The following is a 23,717-nucleotide window of genomic DNA, read 5'->3' on the forward strand; positions in this document are numbered from 1 at the left end:
GCGTGGCGAATACCGTGAACCCAGGGCGTCCGGACGGCATAGGCGAGCGACTTGAGGCACTGCGCAGGTGGAACAACGCGACCACTCCAGAGACGATCACCACGGTCGCCGACCTGTTCACCGCACAGGTACACCGCACCCCCCACGCCCTCGCGGTGGTGGCGCCCGGCGCCCGCCTCACGTACGCCGAACTGAGCACCCACGTCTTCCAGCTCGCGCACCACCTGCGCGGTCGCGGCCTGGAGGCGGAGGACGTCGTCGCGGTGTCCACGCCCCGCTCCGCGGAGCTGGTCGTCGCCGTGCTGGCGGTCATGGTCGCGGGCGGCGCCTTCGTACCGGTCGAGCCGTCCTGGCCCGCGGAACGCCGAGCCAAGGTACGTGCCGAGGCCGGGGCGGGCCTGGTCATCGCCGCCCCCGGCATGGAGACCGGCGACTCCGTCGTAGAGGTGGACCTCGGCACCTGGCGCTACGGCCACGAACCCGTCGAACCGCCGCAGCTGCCGCCCATCGACGGGGGACGGCTCGCGTACGTGATGTTCACCTCCGGCTCCACGGGCACGCCCAAGGGAGCGATGATCCGGCACGAGGCGATCAGCACCCGGCTGCTGTGGCAGGTCGAGGAGATCCTCGGGTTCGGGCCGGGGGACGCGTCGCTGTTCAAGGCGCCGCTGTCGTTCGACATCTCGGTCAACGAGATCCTGCTGCCGCTCGTCTCCGGCGGTTACGTGGTCGTCGCCGAGCCCGGTGGCGAACGCGACCCCCAATACCTGCTGGACCTGATCGCGCGGGAACGGGTGACGTTCGTCTATCTGGTGTCGTCGATGCTCGACACCCTGCTGGAGATGGCGGACGGGACCTCGCTGCTGTCCGGGCTCAAGCACGTCTGGTGCGGCGGCGAGGTGCTCACCCCGGAGCTGTTCGACCGGTTCCGGAGCCGGCTGTCCACCACGCTCTACCACGGCTACGGTCCGGCCGAGGCGACCATCGGCGTCTCGCACGTCATCTACCGGGACACCGCCGAGCGCATCGCGACCTCGATCGGCCGCCCCAACCCGCACACGCAGCTCTACGTCCTCGACGACCGGCTGGAGCCGCTGGCCGTGGGTGCGGTCGGCGAGTTGTACGCGGCGGGGTTCCTGCTCGGGCGCGGATACATCAACGCTCCCACGCTGACCGGCTCCCGGTTCGTGGCCAACCCGTTCGGTGACGGCGGCTCGCGGATGTACCGCACCGGGGACCTCGCGCGCTGGAACGCCGACGGCTCGCTGGAGTTCGTGGGGCGGGCGGACAACCAGGTGAAGATCCGTGGCATGCGGCTGGAGCCGGAGGAAGTGGAGGCCGTGCTCGCCACCTATCCGGGGGTTCGGCAGGCGACCGTCACGGTGGGCACGAACGCGGCGGGCGTACGGCACCTCATCGGGTACGTGACCTCCCACGACGACCTTCCGGCGGCGGAACTACGGGGCTGGTGCGCCGACCGGCTGCCCGAGTACATGGTGCCGAGCGCCTACGTCGTCCTGGACCACTTCCCGGTCACCGCCAACGGCAAGGTGGACCGCCGAGCTCTGCCAGAGCCGGAGATGGGCCGCCGCAGCGGACAGGGTGGCGGCGTGGGCGAGTCGCGGGTCGCGCGGGAACGTGCTCTCTGTGAGATCTTCGCGCGGGTCCTCGGCCTGGAGGAGGTGGGGGCCGAGGAGGACTTCTTCGCGCTGGGCGGTGACAGCATCGTCGCGATCGGCGTGGTCCGGCAGGCGCGGCGCGCGGGACTCGTGGTGCGGGCGCGCGACCTGTTCGCCCATCCCACCCCCGCCGCGCTGGCGGTCACGGTGACCGAGGTCGCCCCGGCCCCGGGGCCCACCACCGGCGCCGTCGGGGAGGTGCCCGCGACCCCGATCACCGAGTGGCTCCAGGCCACCGGGCCATCGATGGACGGGTTCATCCAGTCGATGACGGTCCGCACACCCGCCGGCATGACGGCCGAACAGCTCGAACGCGTCGTCGACGCCGTACTCACCACCCACGACCTGCTGCGGGCCCAGACCGATGGCGCATCCCCCTGGGCCCTGTCGGTTCAGCCGGTGGGCTCACCCCGGGCGGCACAGCTGATCACCCGCGTGGACGTGACCGACCCGGCACAGGCGGCGGTCGTCCCGGACGGCGGGACGACAGCGGAGGCCGTCGGCGGACGGGAGCTCACGGCGGGGATGGATGCCGTGGCCAGCCGCGCGATCGCACCGGCGGCGCGGCGGCTCGACCTCGTGGTGGATCGTGAGGTCACGGCGGCGGCGCGGCGGTTGGATCCGGTCGGCGGCCGGATGGTCGATCTGGTGTGGCTGGATGCCGGGCCGCACGCGCAGGGCCGGCTCGTGGTGGTGATCCATCACGTGATCGTGGACGGGGTGTCGCTCCGCGTGCTCCTGGAGGACCTCGGCCATGCCTGGGCGGCGGTACGCGACGGGCGGGCGGTGTCGCTGCCCGGCGTACCCACCTCATTCAGGCAGTGGGCGACCCTGCTGCGCGAACGTACCCGCGCGGGCGCGTTCGCCGACGACGAGGCGTACTGGCGGCGGGCCGCGGCCACGCCGGACCCGATGCTGGGGGTGCGGCCCCTGGACCCGCGTCGTGACGTGGTGGCCGCCGAGGAGTCGCTGACCGTCGTGCTCCCCTCACCCGTGGCCGCCCGCCTGCTCGGCGCGGTGCCCGCGGCCGTTCATGGCGGCGTACACGATGTGCTCGTCGCGGCGGCGGCGATCGCCCTGGGCCGATGGCGGGCCGAACACCGCCCGGACGCTGGTTCCGAGACCGCCCTGGGCCGGTGGCGGGCCGGGCACCGCCCGGACGCCGGTTCCGAGGTGCTGCTGGAGCTGGAGGGGCACGGGCGCGAGGAAGACGCCGTGGGGGACGTCGATCTTTCCCGTACCTTTGGCTGGTTCACCACGCTCTTCCCGGCCGTACTCGATCCGGGCCCGGCCGACGCCGCGTACGGCGATGCGGTGAAGGCGGTCAAGGAGCAGCTCCGCGCGGTCCCTGGGCGCGGGCTGAGTTACGGCGCTCTGCGGTATCTCGGCGACGAGCCCCGTCCCGACCTGGCGGTGGCGCCGCAGGTGCTGTTCCACTACCTGGGGCGGTTCGCGGCCGGGTCCACGGAGGCGTGGGCGGCCGTCGGTGACACCGAGATCGTGGTCGAGCGGCGCGACCCGCGCATGCCGCTGCCGCGCGTGCTGGAGATCAACTCCGTCGCCGTGGACACGGCCGGCGGGCCGGTGCTGGAGACGCGGTTCAGCTGGCCCGGCGGCGTGCTCGACGCCGGCCGGGTACGGGCGCTGGCCGATCTGTGGACCGAGGTGCTCACCGGCATCGCCACGAGTGAGACAGTCGCCGGGCACACCCCCTCGGACTTCCCCCTGCTCGCCCTGGAGCCCGGCGACGTGGCCGCCATCGAGGCCGCGGCACCGGAGCTGCGGGACGTGCTTCCCCTGTCGCCGCTGCAGCTCGGCCTCTACTTCCACGCCACCTTCTCCCGCGACGCCGACCCGTACGTCGTCCAGCAGACCATCGAACTGACCGGCCCGCTCGACGGCGACCGATTGCGGCTGGCGGCGGACCTGCTGATCGACCGGTACCCCAACCTGGGCGCGGCCTTCCGTACCGTCGGCGATGGGCGGGTCGTGTCCGTGATCGCGGGCCGTCCCCGGGTGCCGTGGCGGGTGGAGGATCTCACCGGTACCGATGTCGCAGCCTTAGGGGCGGACGACTTCGCCGCCTTTGGTGCCGAGGACGTCGCAGTGCGGGTGGCCGCCATCGCCGCGGCGGAGCGGTCCGTGCCGTTCGATCTGGGTCGGCCGCCGTCCATGAGGTACGCGCTGCTCAGGCTCGGCGAGCGACGGCATGTGCTGATCCACACCGTGCACCACATCCTGGCCGACGGCTGGTCGGTGCCGCTGCTCCTGCGCGACCTGCTGGCGCTCTACGAGGCCGGGGGACGGTCCGAGGCGCTGCCCGCGCCCGCGCGGTACCGGGAGTTCCTGCGGATGCTGGCCGCGCAGGACCCTGACCTGGCGACCGAGGCATGGGCGGACGTCCTGGCTGACGTGCAGGAGCCGACCAGGCTCGCCGACGCGCTGGGCGCCCCCCAAGAAACCGGGCTCGCCGAAGGGGAGTTCGGACGGGTCGAGTGGGAGTTGCCCGCGGACGTCGGCGACCGGGTGCGTGACTGGGCGCGGGAGCACGGGCTGACGGTCGGTGCCGTCATCGGCGCCGCTTGGGGGATCCTCGTCGGGCGGTTGGCCGGTCGGTCCGACGTGACGTTCGGCTCGACCGTGTCCGGCCGCGGGGCGGCCGATGTCGCGGGCATCGACTCCATGGTCGGACTGCTGATCAACACCGTTCCGGCGCGGGTACGGTGGGTGCCCGGGGACTCGATCGCCACCGTGGTATGGCGCTTCGCTCGCGACCGGCGTGAGGTGGTGGAGCACGAGCACGTCTCGCTGGCCCGGCTGCAGCGGCGGCTGGGCGTGCCGGAGCTGTTCGACACGCTGGTGGTCATCGAGAACTACCCGGCCGAGCCCACCCCGGCGGGCGAGGTACAGATCGCGGCGGTGCACACCGTCGAGGCGCCGCACTACCCGGTGACCCTGATGGCCAAGCCGGGTGCGCGGATCGCCGTCACGCTGACCCACGACCGGCGGGTGGTCGGGGCGGACGCCGCGGCCCGGCTGGCCCGCCAGTACGAGATGGTGCTGACCGCCCTCGCCGACGACCCCGAGCGGGCCTGCGAGCGGCTGGACCTGGTGACCGAGGAGGAACGCGAGCGGCTGACGGCCGTCGGCTCCGGTGCTCCGGCTCGGGTGGGCAGCACGGTGGTGGAGCTGTTCGCGCGGCAGGTGGCCGGGCACCCGGAGCGTACGGCCGTCGTCTGCGGGGAGCGCGTGCTCACCTACGCCGAGCTGGACGATCGCGCGCGGAGGGTCGGCCGGGCGCTGACCCGGGCGGGGGTGCGGCGCGGCGACGTCGTCGCGGTGGCGACGAGCCGCTCGGCGGACATGGCCGTGGCTCTGCTTGCCGTCATGCGCGCCGGGGCCGCCTACCTTCCGGTCGATCCCGGGTATCCGGCGGCCCGGATCGAGTTCATGCTCGGGGACGCGCGTCCGGTGTGCGTACTCACCGACGAGGCGAGCGCCAGATCGCTGCCGCCGCACGACCTGCCGACGCTCACCGTACGAGCCGCGGCCGCCATCGCCGACACGGACGTCACCGCTGACGGGACTGGCGACGAACTTGGTGACGGGTCCGGCAACGAGGCCCGTGACGAGACTGGGGCGGGCGCGGGGGATGCCGTTTCGGTTGTGTACACCTCCGGCTCGACGGGACGGCCGAAGGCGGTCGTCGGGACGCAGGAGGCGCTCGCCAACCGGCTGGTTTGGGCCGCTCGAGAGTGGGGGTCCGGCGTCCGGGTGGCGAAGAGCTCGCTGAGCTTCATCGACGGCACCACGGAGCTGCTCGGCGGCCTGGTCGCCGGGGCCACGACGGTCATCGCCGACGCCACCGAGGCCACCGACGGCGCCGCGCTGGCCAGGCTCGTCGAGCGGTCCGGGGCGACCCAGCTGCTCGCCGTGCCCAGCCTGGCCGGTGCGCTGGCGGACACGGAACCGGTGCGGCTCAGCGCGCTCAGCCGCTGGATCTGCAGTGGGGAACCCCTCGATCGGGCCTGCGTGAACGCGCTCCGGCAGGCGTCCCCCGGTGCCCTGATCGTCAACTCGTACGGGTCTTCGGAGGTGGCGGGTGACGTACTCCAGGGTGAGGTCGAAGCGGCGGGGCCGGTGACGCTGGGCGCGCCTGTGCCCGGCGCTCGGGTCTACCTGCTGGATGCCGCTCTGGATCTCGTTCCGCCCGGTGCGGTCGGGGAGATTTACGTCGGCGGGGTTCAGCTCGCGCTCGGGTACCTGGGTCAGGGCGGCGTGACGGCCACCCGTTTCGTGGCCGATCCGTACACCGACGGCGCCCGGCTCTACCGCACCGGCGATCTCGGCCGGTGGACGGCTGACGGCCGGGTGGAGTTCCTCGGCCGGGCCGATGACCAGGTGAAGATCAACGGCTATCGGGTCGAACCGGGCGAGCTGGAGGCCGCCCTGATGCGCCGCCCAGGCGTGGCCGACGCCGTGGTCGCCGTACGCACTACAGGCAAGAGCACGCGTTCCCTGCACGCGTACGTGGTGGCTGCCCCAGGTGAGGAGCTCGATCCCAACGCTCTTCGCGCGATCCTGCGTGCCGAGCTGCCCGCCTACCTGGTCCCCGCGACCGTGACCGTCCTGGACCGCCTGCCGACCCTGCCCAACGGCAAGCGGGACCGGCGGGCACTGCCGGACCCCGAGCCCATCGCCAGAGGCGGGCTGCCGCGTACCGCCAGGGAGGCGCTGGTCTGCCGGCACTTCGGTACGGTGCTCGGCCTCGACGGCATCGGTGTCCACGACGACTTCTTCGCCGCCGGGGGCGACAGCATCCTCGCCATCCGCGTCGTCAGCCTGCTCGCCAAGGACGGGATCGAGCTGACCACGGAAGACGTCTTCCGCCTGCGCACTCCGTCCGTCATTGAGGCGCACCTGACCGGCGGCGAACCGGCGGCCCAACCGGTCCCGCCCCCACTGGCTCCGGCCGACCTGTCGACCGTGTCGCTGACGCGGGCGGAGATCGACCACGTTGTGGCGAACAGCCCGGTTCCGGTGGCCGACATCTGGGCGGTGTCGCCCCTCCAGGAGGGCGTCTACTACCAGGCGGCCTACTCCGAGGGCGCAGGCACGTACATCGCGCAGAATGTGTTCGACTTCGACCACCGGCTCGACGTCGAGGCCATGACCACGGCGTTCGTGGCGCTGCTGCGGCGCCATCCCACGCTACGGGCCGGGTTCACCGGCGACGGCGTGCCCGGTGTCGTGCAGTACATCGGCGCCGAGGTCCCGGCCGAGGTCGCGGTCGTGGACCTGTCCACCGACTCCAGAACGGATCCGTCGACCGCCTCCGGGACGGACGTGCCGACCGGTTCCGGAACGGGCCGCTCGACCGACACTACGGATCGGGCGGATGCCCTCGCTGAGCTGCTGCGGTCCGACCGAGAGGAGCCGTTCGACCTCAGTCGGCCGCCCCTGGTCCGGTTGACCGTCATCCACCTCCCCGGCGGCCGGGACCGGTTGCTGCTGACCGCCCACTTCCTGCTCTGGGACGGCTGGTCGCGCGAGCTGGTGCTGCGCGAGCTGTTCGCGCTGTACGAATCCCGAGGCGAGCGTGGCGCCTTGCCGCCGGCGCAGGCGGCGTTCACCGACCACCTCGCCTGGATCGCCGCCCGCGACCGCGACGCCTCCGCCGCCGCCTGGGCAGCCGCGCTCGCCGATGTCTCCGAGCCGACCATCCTGGTCCCGGAGGCGGCCGGCCGGGAGCCGATCCCGTCCGAACGCGTCCTGGCCGCGCTCCCGGCCGAGGTGACGACCCGGCTGGGGGAGCAGGCCCGGCGCGGCGGGGTCACGCTCAACTCGCTGCTGACCGCCGCGCTCGGCCTCCTCCTCGGGTACGAGACCGGGCGCACCGACGTCGTGTTCGGCACGACGGTCGCGGGACGGCCCGCGGGGTTGCCCGGGATCGAGAACGTGATCGGCCTGTTCCTCAACACCGTCCCGGCCCGGGTGACGGCCTCGCCCGACCTGACGGTGATCGAGCTGGCGCGCCGGGCCCAGGAGGACCGCATCCGGCTGGCGCCGCACGAGTACCTGGGGCTCGGCGACATCCAGCGCGCCGCCGGTCAAGAGCAGCTCTTCGACACCTTGTACGTCCTGCAGAACTTCCTGTCCGACACCACCTTCACCGACCTGGAGCGCGAGCAGGGCATCGTCGGAGTGGAGTACGTCGACACCACCCACTACCCCTACACCTGGGTCCTGACCCCCGGCGCCAACCTGCGGATCAAGCTCGAATACCGCCCCGACGCGGTGACGGAGGCGGACGCGCGGCGGCTGGTCCGGCGCTTCAGGCGGCTGCTGGAGTCGCTCGCCGGCGGCCTGTCGGTCCAGGCGGGCGCGCTGGACCCGCTGCTCGACGAGGAGCGCGCCGAGCTGGCCGGGCAGTGGACGGCCACGGAGCACCCGATCGGCGAGGCGACCATCGCCGACCTGCTCGCCGAGCGGGCCAAGGGTTGCCCGGACGAGGTCGCCCTGGTGTTCGGTGAGCTGTCGCTGACCTGCGCCGAGCTGGACGGCCGGATCAACCGCTGCGCCCGGCTGCTGCTGGCCAAGGGCGCGGGACCGGGCCGGATCGTGGCGCTGGGGCTGCCGCGCGGCGTCGAGATGGTGGTCGCGCTGTTCGCCGTCCTGCGTACTGGCGCCGCCTATCTCCCGCTCGACCTCGATCACCCGGTGAACCGGCTCGCCGAGATGCTCGACGACGCGCGGCCGGTGCTGCTGGTGTGCGCCGACGCGAGCACACCGCTGGCCGAGCGGCAGCGGCGGCTGGGCGGGGACTGCCTCGTGCTCGACGGCGAGCCGGCCACACCGCCCGCACAGCCGCTGAACGACGCCGAGCTGGGGGCGTTCGCCGGTACGGTTCCGGGCAGGCTGGAGCATCCGGCGTACGTCATCTACACCTCCGGCTCCACAGGCCGGCCCAAGGGCGTGGTCACCCCGTACCGGGGCCTGACCAACATGCAGCTCAACCACCGGGCCGAGATCTTCGACCCGGCCGTCGCCCGCGCGCGGAGCGCCGGGCGGGAGCGGCTGCGCATCGCGCACACGGTGTCGTTCTCCTTCGACATGTCGTGGGAGGAACTGCTGTGGCTCGTCGAGGGCCACGAGGTGCACATCTGCGACGAGGAGCTGCGCCGGGACGCCGCCGCGCTGACCGCCTACTGCCGCGCGAACCGCATCGACGTGATCAACGTGACCCCCACGTACGCCCACCACCTGTTCGAGGAGGGGCTGCTCGACCGGGACGGGCACCCGCCCCGCCTGGTGCTGCTGGGCGGCGAGGCGGTCAGCGAAGCCGTCTGGGACAGGCTGAGCGAGCCGGACGGCGCCGAGGGCTACAACCTGTACGGCCCGACCGAGTACACGATCAACACCCTGGGTGCGGGCACGCGCGACAGCGCCACCCCGACCGTTGGCCGGCCCATCTGGAACACCCGCGCGTACGTGCTGGACGCCTGGCTGCGCCCGGTCCACCCCGGCGTGCTCGGCGAGCTCTACGTGACGGGCGCCGGGCTCGCGCACGGCTACCTGCACGCGCCCGGCCTGAGCGCCGCGCGGTTCGTGGCGGATCCGTTCGTGCCGGGCGGGCGCATGTACCGGACCGGGGACCTCGTACGGCAGCGCCCGGACGGCAACCTCGACTTCCTCGGCCGGGTCGACGACCAGGTGAAGATCCGCGGCTACCGGGTCGAGCCCGGCGAGGTGGAGTCGGCGCTGGCCGCGCTGCCCCAGGTCCGGCAGGCCGCGGTCATCGCCCGTACCGACTCGGCGGTGACCGGCCTGAAGAAGCTGGTCGCGTACGTGGTGCCGACGACTGGGTCCGACCAGGCGGACGGATGCGACCAGGCGGACGGGTCCGACCCGGCCGCCGTCGTCGCGGACCTGCGAGCGGCGCTGGCCGAGCGGCTGCCCGGCTACATGGTCCCGGCCCTGTACGGCGTCGTCGGCGAGCTGCCGCTGACCGTCAACGGCAAGCTCGACGTCACCGCGCTGCCCGAGCCCGTGGCGCCCGTCAGCGGCGGCGACCGGCCGCGCGACGACCGCGAACGTACCCTTTGTGGCATCTACGCCGAGGTGCTCGGCCTGCCGGAGGTCGGCATCGACGACGACTTCTTCGCCCTCGGCGGCGACAGCATCTCCTCGATCGCCGTGACCGGCCGCGCCCGCAAGGCGGGTCTGCACCTCACCCCGCGCGACGTATTCCGCCGCCGCACCGTGCGTGCGCTTGCCGCGGCCGCGCCCCAGGCCGCTCCGAGCGCCGGGGCACGGGACAACGGCGAAGGTACGGTCGCGCTCACCCCGATGCTCGTCGAGACCATGCGGGCGGGTACGCCGCTGGAGCACTTCTACCAGTCGATGGTCTTCCGCACCCCGTCCGGCATGACCCGCGCGCACCTGGAACGCGTGCTCCAGGCCGTCGGCGAACGCCACGACCTGCTGCGGGCCCGGCTCGAGCGCGACGGCGACGCCGAATGGGCGCTGTCGGTGCCGCCACCGGAGGCGTTCCGCGCGGCGGACGCGCTCACCCGGTCCGCCCTCGGGGACATGGAGGAGGCCACCCGGCAGGCCGCCGACCGGCTCGACCCGGATCGCGGGATCATGCTGCGGGCGGTCTGGTTCCCCGATGAGCCCGAGCCGGGCCGGCTGCTGCTGGTCATCCACCACCTGGTGATCGACGGTGTCTCCTGGCGGGTGCTCGCCGACGACCTCGCGCGGGCCTGGGCGGAGGTACGGGCGGGGCGCGAGCCCGTGCCCGACGAGGTGCCGACCTCCTTCCGTACCTGGTCGAAGCTGGTCGAGGAGGCGACCGCGCGGGGGACGTTCCGCGACGAGCTCGACCACTGGCGGGCCGTCCTCGCCACCGAGGACCCCCGGCTGGGTACGCGCCCGCTCGACCCCGTGGCCGACACGGCCGCCACCGTGGAGTCGCTGACGGTCTCGCTGCCCGGCGAGGTGAGCGCCGCCCTGCTGTCGGCCGTGCCCGCCGCGATGCACGGCGGCGTCAACGACGTCCTGCTGACCGGCTTCGCCGCCGCACTCGCCCATTGGCGCGGCGAGACGGCCGGTTCGGCCGTGGTCCTCAGCCTGGAGAGCCACGGCCGCGACGCCCTCGACGGCGTGGACCTGTCCCGTACGGTCGGCTGGTTCACCGCCATCTACCCCGTACGCCTCGACCCCGGACCGCTGCGCTGGACGGACGTCACCGAGGCGGGACCCGCCCTGGCGGCGGCGGCGAAGCGGATCAAGGAGCAGCTCCGCGCCGTACCCCGGCAGGGCCTGGGCTACGGGATCCTGCGCTACCTGGACGGCGAGGCGGACCTTCAGGGCGAGCCACCGCAGATCCTGTTCAACTACCTGGGCCGGTTCGCCGCCGACGAGGGCGGGGACTGGGCGGCGGCCGGTGCGCTGCGCGAAGGCGTCCACCCGAGCAATCCCGCGATGGGGCTGGAGATCAACGCGCTGGCCCAGGACGGACGGGCGGGCACCGTGTTCTCGGCCACGCTGTCCTGGCCGTCGGGCGTCATGACGGCCGCCGACGTGGGCGAACTGGCGGAGCTGTGGATGGCCGCGCTGACCGCCCTGACCCGGTGCGCCGAGCTGGCCGGGCGTACTCCCTCGGACTTCCCGCTGGTCGAGCTGACCCAGGGCGATGTGGACCGGCTCGCGCCGGCGGGCGTGCGGGACGTTCTCCCGCTGCTGCCGTTGCAGGAGGGCATGTACTTCCACGCGTCCTTCGCCGAGGACCAGACCGACACCTACATCGTGCAGCAGGTGGCCGAGCTGTCCGGCCCGGTCGACCGGGCGGCGTTGCGCCGTGCCGTGGAGGCGGTGGTCCACCGCCACGACGCCCTGCGCGCCTGCTTCCGGGAGGTGGCCGACGGCCGGGTGGTCCAGGTGATCGCCGGCGCCGTGGACGTACCGTGGCGGGAAGTGGACCTGACCGCTCTCGACGCGGCGGTGGCGAGCGAGCGGCTGGCCGAGGTCATGGCCGCCGAGCTGGCCACGCCCTTCGACCTGTCGGCCGCGCCCCTGCTGCGCTACGCGCTGGTCTCGCTCGGTCCCACCGACCATCGGCTAGTGGAGACCATGCACCACATCCTCGCTGACGGCTGGTCGTACCCGCTGGTGTTCGGCGACCTGCTCGATTCCTACGAGCGCGGCCGGTCCGGAAGCGGGTACGACCTGCCCGCCCCGGCGGTGACGTTCCGCGACCATGTCGAGGCGGTGGCCGCCCTGGACCGGGTACGGGCCCGCGAGGTGTGGACCCGCGCGCTGTCCGGCATCGACTCCGCCACCCGCCTGGTCAGCGTCGCGCAGGGGGAGAAGGTGTCGCGGCACGACAGCGTCCACGTGGCGCTGCCCGCCGAGCGGACGGGCGCCCTCGTCGAGGCCGCCCGCGAGCAGGGGGTGACTCTCAGTACGTTCGTGCACGGCGCCTGGGGTCTGCTGCTCGGCAGGCTGCTCGGGCGGGAGCGGGTGGTGTTCGGCTCCACGGTGTCGGGGCGGGGCGGAGAGCTGCCCGGCGTCGAGTCGATCGTCGGGCTCCTGATCAACACCGTCCCGGTGCCGATGTCCTGGCGTCCCGGCGACACGCTGCGCGAGGTGCTCGCCCGGCTGCAGGAGCAGCAGACGGACCTGCTGGACGTACAGCAGGTGGGGCTGGGGGAGCTCGCCGCCGTGGCCGGGGTCCGGGAGTTCTTCGACACGATGGTGGTGGTGGAGAACTTCCCCGCCGTACGGGCCGGGGCGCGGGACGGGCTGAGCGTGCTGGGCTTCACCGGCACTGACGCGCCGCACTATCCGGTCTCTCTGGTGGCCTTCCCTGGGGAGCGGCTGACGCTGGAGATCAAGTACGACGTCGAGCTGGTCGGGGAGCGGGCGGCCCGCCGGCTGCTCGACCAGGTGGAACGCGTCCTCGACCAGCTGGCCACCGCGCCGAGCACGCCGGTCTCGCGGCTGGACGTGCCTGAGGTGCTTGATGTGCTGGGGGCGCGGTCCGAGCCGTCGTCCGGGTCGGCTGATTCCCGGGTTTCCCGGGTTTCCTCGGTGGTGGACGGTTTGACGCTCGCCGACGCGTACGCCGCCGCACCGGTCCGGCCGGGCTCCATCGCCGTCACCTCGGGCGAGACGGCGCTCACACACGCCGAACTGGACGCGGCCGCCGACCGGCTGGCCCGCGCGCTGGCCGCCGGCGGCGTACGGCCGGAGTCGCGGGTCGCCGTCGCGCTGCCCCGCTCGGCGGACCTCGTGGTCGCGCTGCTCGCGGTCGTGAAGGCGGGCGGCTGCTACGTACCGCTGGACATCAGTGCCCCGGCCGGACGGCTGAGCCACATCCTCGCCGACTCGGCCCCCGTATGCCTGCTGACCGACAGCGCGACGCTGGACTCACTGCCCCCCGTCACGGTGCCGGTCCTGCTGCTGGACGACCTGAACATCCTCGCGGGCCACCCCACCGCCCCACCGCCCGGGGGCCAGCCGTCGGCGGACAACGCGGCGTACGTCATCTACACCTCGGGTTCGACGGGGCTGCCCAAGGGTGTGGCGGTGACCCATCGCAACGTGCTGTCGCTGTTCGCGGCGGCTGGGGAGCTGTTCGACTTCGGTCCCACTGACGTGTGGACCATGTTCCACTCGTACGCGTTCGACTTCTCGGTGTGGGAGCTGTGGGGCGCGCTGCTGCACGGCGGGCGCCTGGTCGTCGTCGACCGCGACGTGGCCCGCGACCCGCGCCGCTTCCTGGCGCTGCTGGAACGCGAACGCGTGACCGTGCTGAACCAGACACCGTCCGCGTTCTACCCGCTGATGGAGGCCGAACGGAAGCGGCCGGGCGAGCTCGCGCTGCGGTACGTGGTCTTCGGCGGCGAGGCGCTGGACCTCGCGCGCCTGGCGCCCTGGTATCAGGGTCACGCGGACGGGGCGCCGCGCCTGGTGAACATGTACGGGATCACCGAGACCTGTGTACACGTGTCGTTCCATGCGCTGACCTCGGCCGACGCGGGCGGTGACAGTGTCGTCGGCGGGCCGCTGCCCGGCCTCGGCGTACACCTGCTCGACGGCCGTCTCCAGCCGGTCCCGCCGGGCGTCACCGGCGAGATCTACGTCTCGGGCGATCAGCTGGCCCGCGGCTACCTCGACCGCCCCGGCCTGACCGCCGAGCGGTTCGTGGCGCACGCCGGCGGCGGCCGGCTCTACCGCAGCGGCGACCTCGCGAGGTGGACTCCCGACGGTGACCTGGTCTATGTGGGCCGCTCCGACCAGCAGGTCAAGGTACGGGGATACCGCGTCGAACCCGGCGAGATCGAGTCCGCGCTGTTGACGCTGGACGGAGTCGTGAACGCCGCCGTCACCGTACGGGAGGACGAGCCGGGGCGGCGGCGGCTGGTGGCGTACCTGGTCGTGCGGAGCGGGGTGCGTCTCGGTGCCGCCGAGGCTCACGCCCACCTGGCCGAGCGGCTGCCCGGGTACATGATCCCGGCGGCGTTCGTCCCGCTCGACGCGCTGCCACTCACGGTGAACGGCAAGCTCGACCGCACGGCTCTGCCCGCCCCTTCGCCCGCTCGGGCCGCCGTCGTTGGCGACACCGGGGGGTCGCCTGTGGCTGTGTTGCGGGCGCTGTACGCGGAGGTTCTGCGGCTGGACGGTGTGGGCCCCGACGACGATTTCTTCGTGCTCGGGGGTGACAGCATCGTTGCCATCCAGCTGGTCAACCTGGCCCGGCGCCGGTCATTGCGGCTGTCCCCCCGGGACGTGTTCATCCACCGCACTCCGGCCGCGCTCGCCGGGGTGATCGGCGATGGTGTGCGTGGTGCGGTCGCCGGGGTGATCGGCCATGGTGAGCGCGGTGCGGTCGCCGGAGCGATCGGCCACGGCAGCGCGGACGCCGCGGCCAGCGGCCCGGACACCGGACCCGGTCGGGCGCCGGAGGAGGCCGTGTCCGACGGGTTGGGCGAGGTCATGCTGATGCCGATCGTGCACCGGCTGGCCGAGCTGGGCGGGCGGATCTCCCGGCTGAACCAGTCCGAGCTGCTGCTCACCCCACCGGGCGCGACCCACGAGCAGATCGTCACGCTGATCCGCACGCTCGTCCGGCGTCACGACGCGCTCCGGATGCGGCTGCACCGGCCGTCCCCGCTGCTGTGGTCCCTGGAGGTCCGCCCGGCCGCCGACATCCCCGGTCCCGCCGACATCCCCGGCCCCGGTGGTGTCCCCAGCTCGGCAGGCGTCTCCGATCCCGCTGTGACCTCGGTTGACGCAGTGGGTCTCGACGACGACGCCCTGCGCGCCCTGGTCGCCGCCGAGTCCGACGCCGCCGCCGACCGGCTGGATCCCGACGGCGGCCACGTACTGCGGGCGGTGTGGTTCGATCGGGGACCCGAGCACCAGGGCAGGCTGCTGCTCGTCGCGCACCACCTGGTGGTCGACGGGGTCTCGTGGCGGATCTTGACCGATGACCTGCGGCAGGGCTGGGACGCCGTGAGCACCGGGCGACGCGTACGGCTCGACCCGGTTGGCACGTCATTGCGCGCCTTCGCGCGGTCCATCGCGGAGAACGCCACCCAGGCGGCCCGGCTCGCCGAGTTCGAGCACTGGACGACGACCCTGGCACCAGGCGGCGAACTCGACCCGTCAACCCCGGCCATCGGCCTGACAGCAGGTCAAACCCGGGACCACGCCGTGCGCCTGCCCCCCGAGGTGACCGCACCACTGCTGACCACCGTGTCGGCCGCACCCGTTGTCGATGTGACCGCCGTACTCGTTGCCGCGCTGCACCTCGCCGTGTCGCGCTGGCGTGCGGCGCGTGGCGGTGACCCCGTGGCGCCGCTGGTGATCGACCTGGAGCGGCACGGGCGCGAGCAGATCGCCGACGGAGACGACCTGTCCAGGACCGTGGGGTGGTTCACCGCCATCGCCCCCGTACGCCTACCGGCGATCACCGGTGACCCCCGAGACGTACTCGGCGATGTGGGCCAGACGCTACGAGCCGCCCCGGACAGAGGCCTGGGATATGGGCAGTTGCGTTACTGCAACGCGCGCACCGCCCCCGCGCTCGCCCGGCTGGGCACACCCCAACTGCTCTTCAACTATCTCGGCCGATTCCCCACCGGAGGCTCCGGCGACTGGGACTCCGCACCCGAGGCGACGGCGCTGCGGGTACACCCGGACCCCGACCTGGGCACCCCGTACCTGCTGGAGATCAACGTCGCCTGCCACGACACGGCGGCGGGGCCGGAGCTGCACGCCGTGTTCACCTACGCGGACGGCGGGCTCAGCGCGGTCGACGTGGACGCGCTCGCCGGCGGCTGGGTGACGGCCGCCCGCGAGCTGGCCGCCACATCATCAAGCTCCGCCCACCCCAGCCTCACCCCCGATGAGATCGACCGGGTGGTTGCTGCGGCCCCGGTTGACGTACAGGACATCTGGCCCCTGTCGCCGCTCCAGGAGGGCCTGTACTTCCAGGCGGGCTACGCGGGTGACGCCGACGTTTACGTGGCGCAGAACGCGTTCGACTTCGCCGGGCGACTCGATGTCGCGGCCCTTCGCCGCGCCTACGCCACCGTGCTCGACCGGCACGCGGCCATGCGGCTCGGCTTCACCGCGGAGGGCACGACCCGGCCCGTCGCCCTGGTCGGGACCGCGCTGGACAGCGCGATCCACGTGATTGACCTGTCGGACGTGGCCGACGACCACTCGGACGTGGTCTACGGCGACGCGGCCGCAGCCAGCGGCGACTCGGACGTGGTCTACAGCGACGCGGCAGCAGCCGGCGGCGACTCAGAAGTCGTCTACGGCGACTCGGACGCGGCCGACGACGGCTCGGAAGGGGGCGACGACGATCGGCTCCGGGTGCTGATGGAGGAGGATCGTCGGCGGCCGTTCGACCTGGCCCGGCCGCCGCTGTGCCGCCTGACCGTGGTCCGGCTGCCCGGCGGGCGCGACCGGCTGCTGCTCACGTACCACCTGCTGCTGTGGGACGGGTGGTCGCGGGAACTGGTGCTGCGCGAGCTGTTCGGCCAGTACGCCCTCGCCCGCGACGACCGCCCGACCCCGGAGACCGCCGAACAGACGGCGACGTCCACCGACCACCCCGCCCCGCCGTCACCCGAACAGACGGCGACGTTCACCGACTACCTTGCCTGGCTGGGACGGCAGGACACGGACGCGTCCGCGCGGGCTTGGGGGCGGGCGCTTGCCGGGGTCGAGGAGCCGACCATCCTGTTCCCGGCCGCCGTGGGGACCGCGCCGGTGCTGGCCACCAGCCTGTCGTTCCGGTTGACCCGGGAGCAGACCGGGCGTGTCACCGACCGGGCGCGACGTGGCGGGGTCACGCTCAACGCGCTGCTCAGCACGGCACTGGCGATGGTACTGAGTCATGCCTCCGGCCGTCAGGAGGCCGTGTTCGGGACGACCGTCGCCGGACGGCCGACCGAGCTGGACGGCATCGACTCTGTGATCGGGGTCTTCCTCAACACCGTTCCGGTCCACGTTCGGTTGGCTGCGGGCGAGCCCGCGCTGGAGGTCATGCGGCGAGTGCAGGCCGACCGCGTGGAGATGATGCCGCACGAGTACCTCGGCCTGGGCGACATCCAGCGCGCGGCCGGCCGAGACCAGCTCTTCGACAGCCTGTACGTCCTGCAGAACTTCCTCGACGACGACACCTTCACCGACCTGGAGCAGGAGCACGGCATCGTCGGCGTGCAGAGCGTGGACGCCACGCACTACCCGCTCACCTGGGTGGCCACGCCGGGGGCGCGGCTGGCGGTGCGGCTGGAGTACCGCGCCGACGTGGTCGCGCCGGAGCAGGCGCGGGCGCTGCTGTCCCGGCTGGAACAGGTACTGCTCCACCTCTCCGAGCACCCCGCCACGACCGTGGCCGACGTGCCCGTCCTCCTCCCGTACGAGCACGCGGCGCTGGAGGCCGGATGGGACGCCGTCACCCACCCCATCGGCGCCGAGACCATCGCGGAGCTGATGGAAGCCCAGGCCCGGCGGACACCGGACGCCGCCGCGCTCACCTCAGGCGCGCGTACGCTGACCTACGCCGAGCTCGACGCGCGGGTGAACCAGCTCGCGCGCCTGCTGCTCGACAGGGGAGCGGGCCCCGAGCGGATCATCGCGCTGGCCGTGCCCCGGTCCATCGACATGGTGGCCGCGTTGTTCGCCGTCCTGCGCACCGGGGCCGCCTACCTTCCCCTCGAACTGGACCATCCCGACGACCGCCTGCTGGCGATGCTGGCCGACGCCGGGCCGGTCCTGCTGGTCACCACCGAAGCGGTGGCGCCCCGGCTCGCCTCCCACCCCGTGCCGGTGCTGTGCCTGGACGGCGCCGACGGGCGTACCGGATCGGCGGACCCGATCGAGGACCGCGAGCTGGGTGACTTCGCGCCCGGCAGTCCGGGACGGCTCGACCACCCGGCGTACGTCATCTACACCTCCGGCTCCACCGGACGGCCGAAGGGCGTGGTCACGCCGTACCGGGGACTGACGAACATGCAGCTCAACCACCGCGAGGCCATCTTCGCCCCCACGATCGCCGCCGCCGGGAACCGGATCCTCACGATCGCGCACACGGTCTCGTTCTCCTTCGACATGTCGTGGGAGGAACTGCTGTGGCTGGTCGAGGGCCATCACGTGCACATCTGCGACGAGGAGCTGCGCCGCGACGCCCGCGCGCTCGTCGCGTACTGCGACCGGCACCGCGTCGACGTCGTCAACGTGACCCCGACGTACGCCCAGCACCTGCTCGACCAAGGACTGCTCGACGGCGCGCGGTACGGGGGGCCGCCCGGTTCGTACCGTCCGGCTCTGGTGCTGCTCGGCGGCGAAGCGGTGTCGCAGACATTGTGGAACGCGCTGAGCGAGGCCGAGGGGGTGGCGGGTTACAACCTGTACGGCCCGACCGAGTACACGATCAACACCCTCGGCGCGGGCACCGAGGACAGCGCGGGCACCACGGTCGGCCGGCCCATCTGGAACACCCGCGGCTACGTCCTGGACGCCGCCCTGCGACCGGTGCCCGTGGGGGTGCCCGGCGAGCTCTACATCAGCGGGACGGGGCTGGCGCGCGGATACCTCGACCGCGCCGAGCTGACCGCCTCGCGATTCGTGGCGGATCCCTATCGTGGCGGCGGGCGGATGTACCGTACGGGCGACCTGGTGCGTGCCCGTGCCGACGGGAACCTCGACTTCCTGGGCCGTACTGACGATCAGGTCAAGATCCGCGGTTATCGGGTGGAACCGGCGGAGGTCGAGGCTGCCGTGACGGCACGGCCGGGCGTGCACCAGAGCGCGGTGCTCGCGGTCCCCGGGCCGTCGGGCGGCAAACAGTTGGTGGCCTATATCGTTCCCGACGAGCGCGGTGACGAGGACTCACTGCTTGTGGCCGTCCATCGCGAGCTGAAGTCGGTGCTGCCCGGGTACATGGTGCCGTCGGCCTTCGCGGTCGTGGAGGCGCTGCCGCTGACGATCAACGGCAAGCTGGACACCGCCGCGCTGCCCGCGCCGCGGTCGCTGCCGTCGAGTTCGAGGCCGCCGGCGGGTGAGCTGGAACGGCGGCTGTGCGAACTGTTCGGCGAGGTCCTCGGTGACCTCGGCGGGTTCGGGGCTGAGGACGACTTCTTCGACCGGGGTGGGCACTCCCTGCTCGCCATTCAGCTGTTCGGGCTGGTGCGTGCGGCTTTGGGCGTCGAGCTGTCGTTGCGCGACCTGTTCGACACGCGAACGCCCGCGCGCCTGACCGCCCGTCTCGCCGACCGAGCCGGGACCACACCCCCCGAGCTCACCTCCCGCCCGCGGCGGGAACGCCCACCGCTGTCGGCGGCCCAGGAACGCCTCTGGCTGCTCCAGCAACTGGACCCCACCTCGACGGCGTACAACTACCCGCTGCTCGTCCGCCTCCGCGGATCCGTCGACCACGACGCCCTCCGGGCCGCGCTCGGAGACGTCGTGGCGCGGCACGAGGCGCTGCGGACGCTGGTCACGGTCATAGACGACCAGCCGTTCCAGGACGTCCGCGACCCGTCCCCGATCGAGGTCGCGGTCGTGGACTGCCCGGCCGCCGAGACCGACGGCGTGGTGTCGGCGGCGGTGGCCCGACCCTTCGACCTGGCCGCGGACCCGCCGTTGCGGGTCACCCTGATCCAAGAGCAGGACACCGGGGACAGCGTGCTGGCCCTGATCCTGCACCACATCGCGATGGACGAGTGGTCCGACCGGCCGCTGCTACGCGACCTCGACACCGCCTACGCCGCACGGCGGTCTGGTCACGTCCCGTGGTGGGAGCCGCTGCCGGTGCAGTACGCGGACTACACCCAGTGGCAGCGCGAACTACTCGGCGACCCCGGGGACCCGGCCAGCAGGCACGCCGCCGAGCGGACCTACTGGCAGGAGCGCTTGCACGGCCTACCGGACGAGATCCCCCTCCCCGCCGACCGGCCCCGGCAGACACGCGCCGCCCGCCGGGCCGATCAGACCCGCGATGGCCGGGCCGGCCAGACCCGCGATGGCCGGGCCGGCCAGGTGTCCGCGCCGCTCTCGCCGGGGCTGATCGACCCGCTGCGGGAGCTGGGCCGTACCGAGTCGGCGAGTCTGTTCATGGTGCTGCACGCCGCACTCGCCACTTTGCTGCACCGCCTCGGCGCGGGCACCGACGTCCCGATCGGCAGCCCGACCTCGGGCCGCGCCGACGCGGTGCTGAACGACATGGTCGGCTTCTTCGTCAACACCGTCGTACTGCGCGCCGACCTTTCCGGCTCGCCGTCCTTCACCGAGCTGTTGCGCCGGGTACGCGAGGCCGACCTGGCCGCGTTCGAGCACGCCAACGTGCCCTTCCAGCAGGTGGTCGAGGTGGTCAATCCGGTACGCGAACAGGGCCGCAACCCGCTGTTCCAGGTGATGATCGGCTTCCTGCACCGGCCGACCGGCCACGACACCGCCCTGGGCCTGCCCACGGGCGACACGCCCTCGTACCTCTCGGATCCGAAAGTCGACCTGAACTTCACCTTCGTCGACGCCGGCCCGCGACAGCCGGTCGAACTCACTCTGGAGTACGACGCCACACGCTTCCACGACGGCACCGCGCGGCGCCTGCTCGACCGCCTCCTGGTGCTGCTCGACGCACTCGCGGCCAGGCCGGACCAGCCGGTCGGCACGGCCCCGATCCTCGCCGCGGCCGACCTCGACGACCTCGCCAGGTGGCGATCAGGCGGGCCGGTGGAACTCGATGACCTGCCCTGGTACATGCGGTTCTCCGCGCGCGCGAAGGCGGTGCCCGACGCGGATGCCTGCGTGTCGGGCGGCCGGACGATGAGCTACGCCGAGCTCGACGCGGCCTCGAACGCGTTCGCCGCCAGGCTCGCCGACCTCGGCGCCGGTCCAGAGAGCCTGGTCGGGCTCGCTCTGCCGCGCTCGGCCGATCTGCTGGTGGCGGTACTGGGCGTCGCCAAGGCGGGGGCCGCGTACCTGCCGCTCGACCCCGCGTTCCCGGCCGACCGCCTGCGATTCATGATCGACGACGCCCGGCCCGCCATCATCGTCGCCGACGAGCGATCGCGCGACCTGTTCCCCGCTGTGCCCGACGGTACGACCCTCATCGACTCGGCCCGCACCGACTTCGACGGCACGGCCCTTATCGACTCGGCCCGCGTCGACTCCCACGGCGCACCCCCGCACCCCTTCCACCCGGTCCCGCCCGATCCGGACGCCGCCGCCTACGTCATCTACACCTCGGGTTCCACCGGCAGGCCGAAGGGTGTGGTGGTCACCCAGCGCGACCTGGAGACGTTCCTGGCCGCCGTGGCCGCCGCCGCGCCGATCGGCGACTCCGACCGCCTGCTCGCCGTGACCACCCTGTCCTTCGACATCTCCGTACTCGAGCTGATGGCGCCGCTACGCGTCGGCGGGTGCGTCGTGACGGCCACGGAGGAGCAGGTACGCGACCCGCAACTGCTCGCCGCGCTGGCCGAGACCGAGCAGGTCACGGTCATGCAGGCGACCCCGTCCCTGTGGTCGGCGCTGGCGCAGTCGCCGGGCGCCGACCTCGGCGGCGTGCGGGCGCTGGTCGGCGGTGAGGCGCTTCCGCCTCCGCTGGCCCGGGAGTTGGCGGCCAGAGCCCGGAGCGTGACGAACCTGTACGGGCCCACGGAGGCGACCGTCTGGGCGACGTTCGCCTCCGTGGACAGCGGCTGGTGCGACCGCCCCACGATCGGCCGCCCCCTGCCGGGCACCACGGTCCACCTCCTGGACGCGGCCCTGTGCCCGGTGCCTCCCGGCGCCGTCGGTGAGCTGTATCTCGGCGGGGCTCAGGTCACCAGGGGTTACCTGGGCCGTCACGGTCTCACCGCGTCCCGATTCGTCGCCGACCCGTACACGCACGGCGCCCGCCTCTACCGCACCGGCGACCTCGCCCGCTGGACCGGTGACGGCTCGCTGGAGTTCCTCGGCCGTTCGGACCAGCAGGTCAAGGTGCGTGGCTTCCGTATCGAGCCGGGCGAGATCGAGTCGGTCGCGGCCGAGCATCCCGCCGTCCGGCAGGTCGCGGTGGCCGTCCGCCAGGACGCGCACGGCGAGACCCGCATCCTCGCGTACGTCACTACCCTCGACACCTCATCAGTGCCACCGCTGCAGGAGAATCTCCCCACCGGCGACGTCTCATCGGTGCCACCGTTGCGGGAGTACCTCGCCGGGCGCCTGCCGTCGTACATGGTCCCCTCGGTCGTGACGGTTCTCGACGAGCTGCCGCTCACCCCGAACGGCAAGGTGGACCGCGCGGCCCTGCCGGACGTCGACTTCGCCCGCCTGACCACGCCAGCGGCGCCGCGCTCGCGTACCGAGGCGGCCGTCTGCGCTGTCATCGCGGAGGTGCTGGGACTCGACTCGGTCGGTGTGGACGACGACTTCTTCATCCTCGGCGGTCACTCTCTGCTGCTGGTACGGCTGGCCGCGGCCCTGCGCCGGGAACTCGGCGCCGATCTCCCGATAGCGGAGCTGTTCACGACGCCCACGCCCGCCACGCTCGCCCAGCGGATCGCCGACACGCCCCTCGCCCGGAGGGCCACTGGCGAGGCCGTGCCCACCGGCGAGGGCTTCCCCGCCGATGACGCCGCGCCCACCGGCGACGTCGCGACCGCCGATCAAGCCGCGTCCACCGGCGATCCCCTGCCCACCGGCGACCCCGCGCCCGCCGGCGGTGCGATGGCTCCGCTGCTGGTTCTGCGGGCGGGCGGTACCCGGCCGCCGCTGTTCTGCCTGCCGCCCGCCAGTGGCCTGAGCTGGCAGTTCGCCGGGCTCAAGCGATACCTGCCCGACGACGTTTCGCTCTATGGGCTGCAGTCGCCCCTGCTGAGCCGTACCACCGGCCTGCCAGCGACGATGTCCGAGCTGGTCGAGGAGTACGCCGGGCTGATCGGCCGGACCGCGCCCGAGGGACCCGTCGGCCTGCTTGGCTGGTCGTTCGGTGGCGCGGTGGCCCACCAGGTGGCGGTACGCCTGGTGGCCGGCGGGCGCGAGGTCACGTTCCTCGGCATGCTCGACACGCGAAAGGACTTCGCCGAGAGGCCCGCGGGCGCATGGGACGGGCCGGCGGCGATCGCCGGCCTGCTGACCGAGATGGGCTGCCAGGTGCCGGAAGGGCGGCGGGCCACGATGTCGATCGCCGACGCGGTCGGCTTCGTCCGGGATCTGGGTGGCGGCGTGGCCGCGCTGGAGGATGCCCAGATCGCCCGGGTGGTGGAGAGCTATCTGGCCGGCGACCGCCTGATGGAGCGGGCCGAGTACGGCGTTTTCCCCGGAGATGTCGTGTTCGTCGACGCGACCGTGCCGGAGCAGGGGTTCGCGGGGACGGCTTCCGAGCAGTGGAGCGAGCACGTCGGGGGAGAGCTACGGACGTTCGCCATCGAGTGCGGGCATTCCGAACTGCTGGACACCCGCACTCTGGAGATCCTCGGCCCACTGATCGCCCGCCACTTCGCCCGGTGAGAGCCGTATGAGGCCCGC

At 72.9% G+C, this 23,717-nt stretch carries 1 protein-coding gene; it reads left to right on the forward strand.

Annotated features, from left to right (window positions below):
- Nucleotides 1-2: 2 nt before the first annotated feature.
- Entirely contained in the window at nucleotides 3-23,699 is a 23,697-nt protein-coding gene (locus tag AB0B61_RS09640; protein WP_358430105.1) for a non-ribosomal peptide synthase/polyketide synthase, read from the forward strand.
- The last annotated feature ends 18 nt before the right edge of the window (nucleotides 23,700-23,717 follow it).

Source organism: Nonomuraea sp. NPDC049158, assembly GCF_040648335.1.
Classification (GTDB): Bacteria; Actinomycetota; Actinomycetes; order Streptosporangiales; family Streptosporangiaceae; genus Nonomuraea.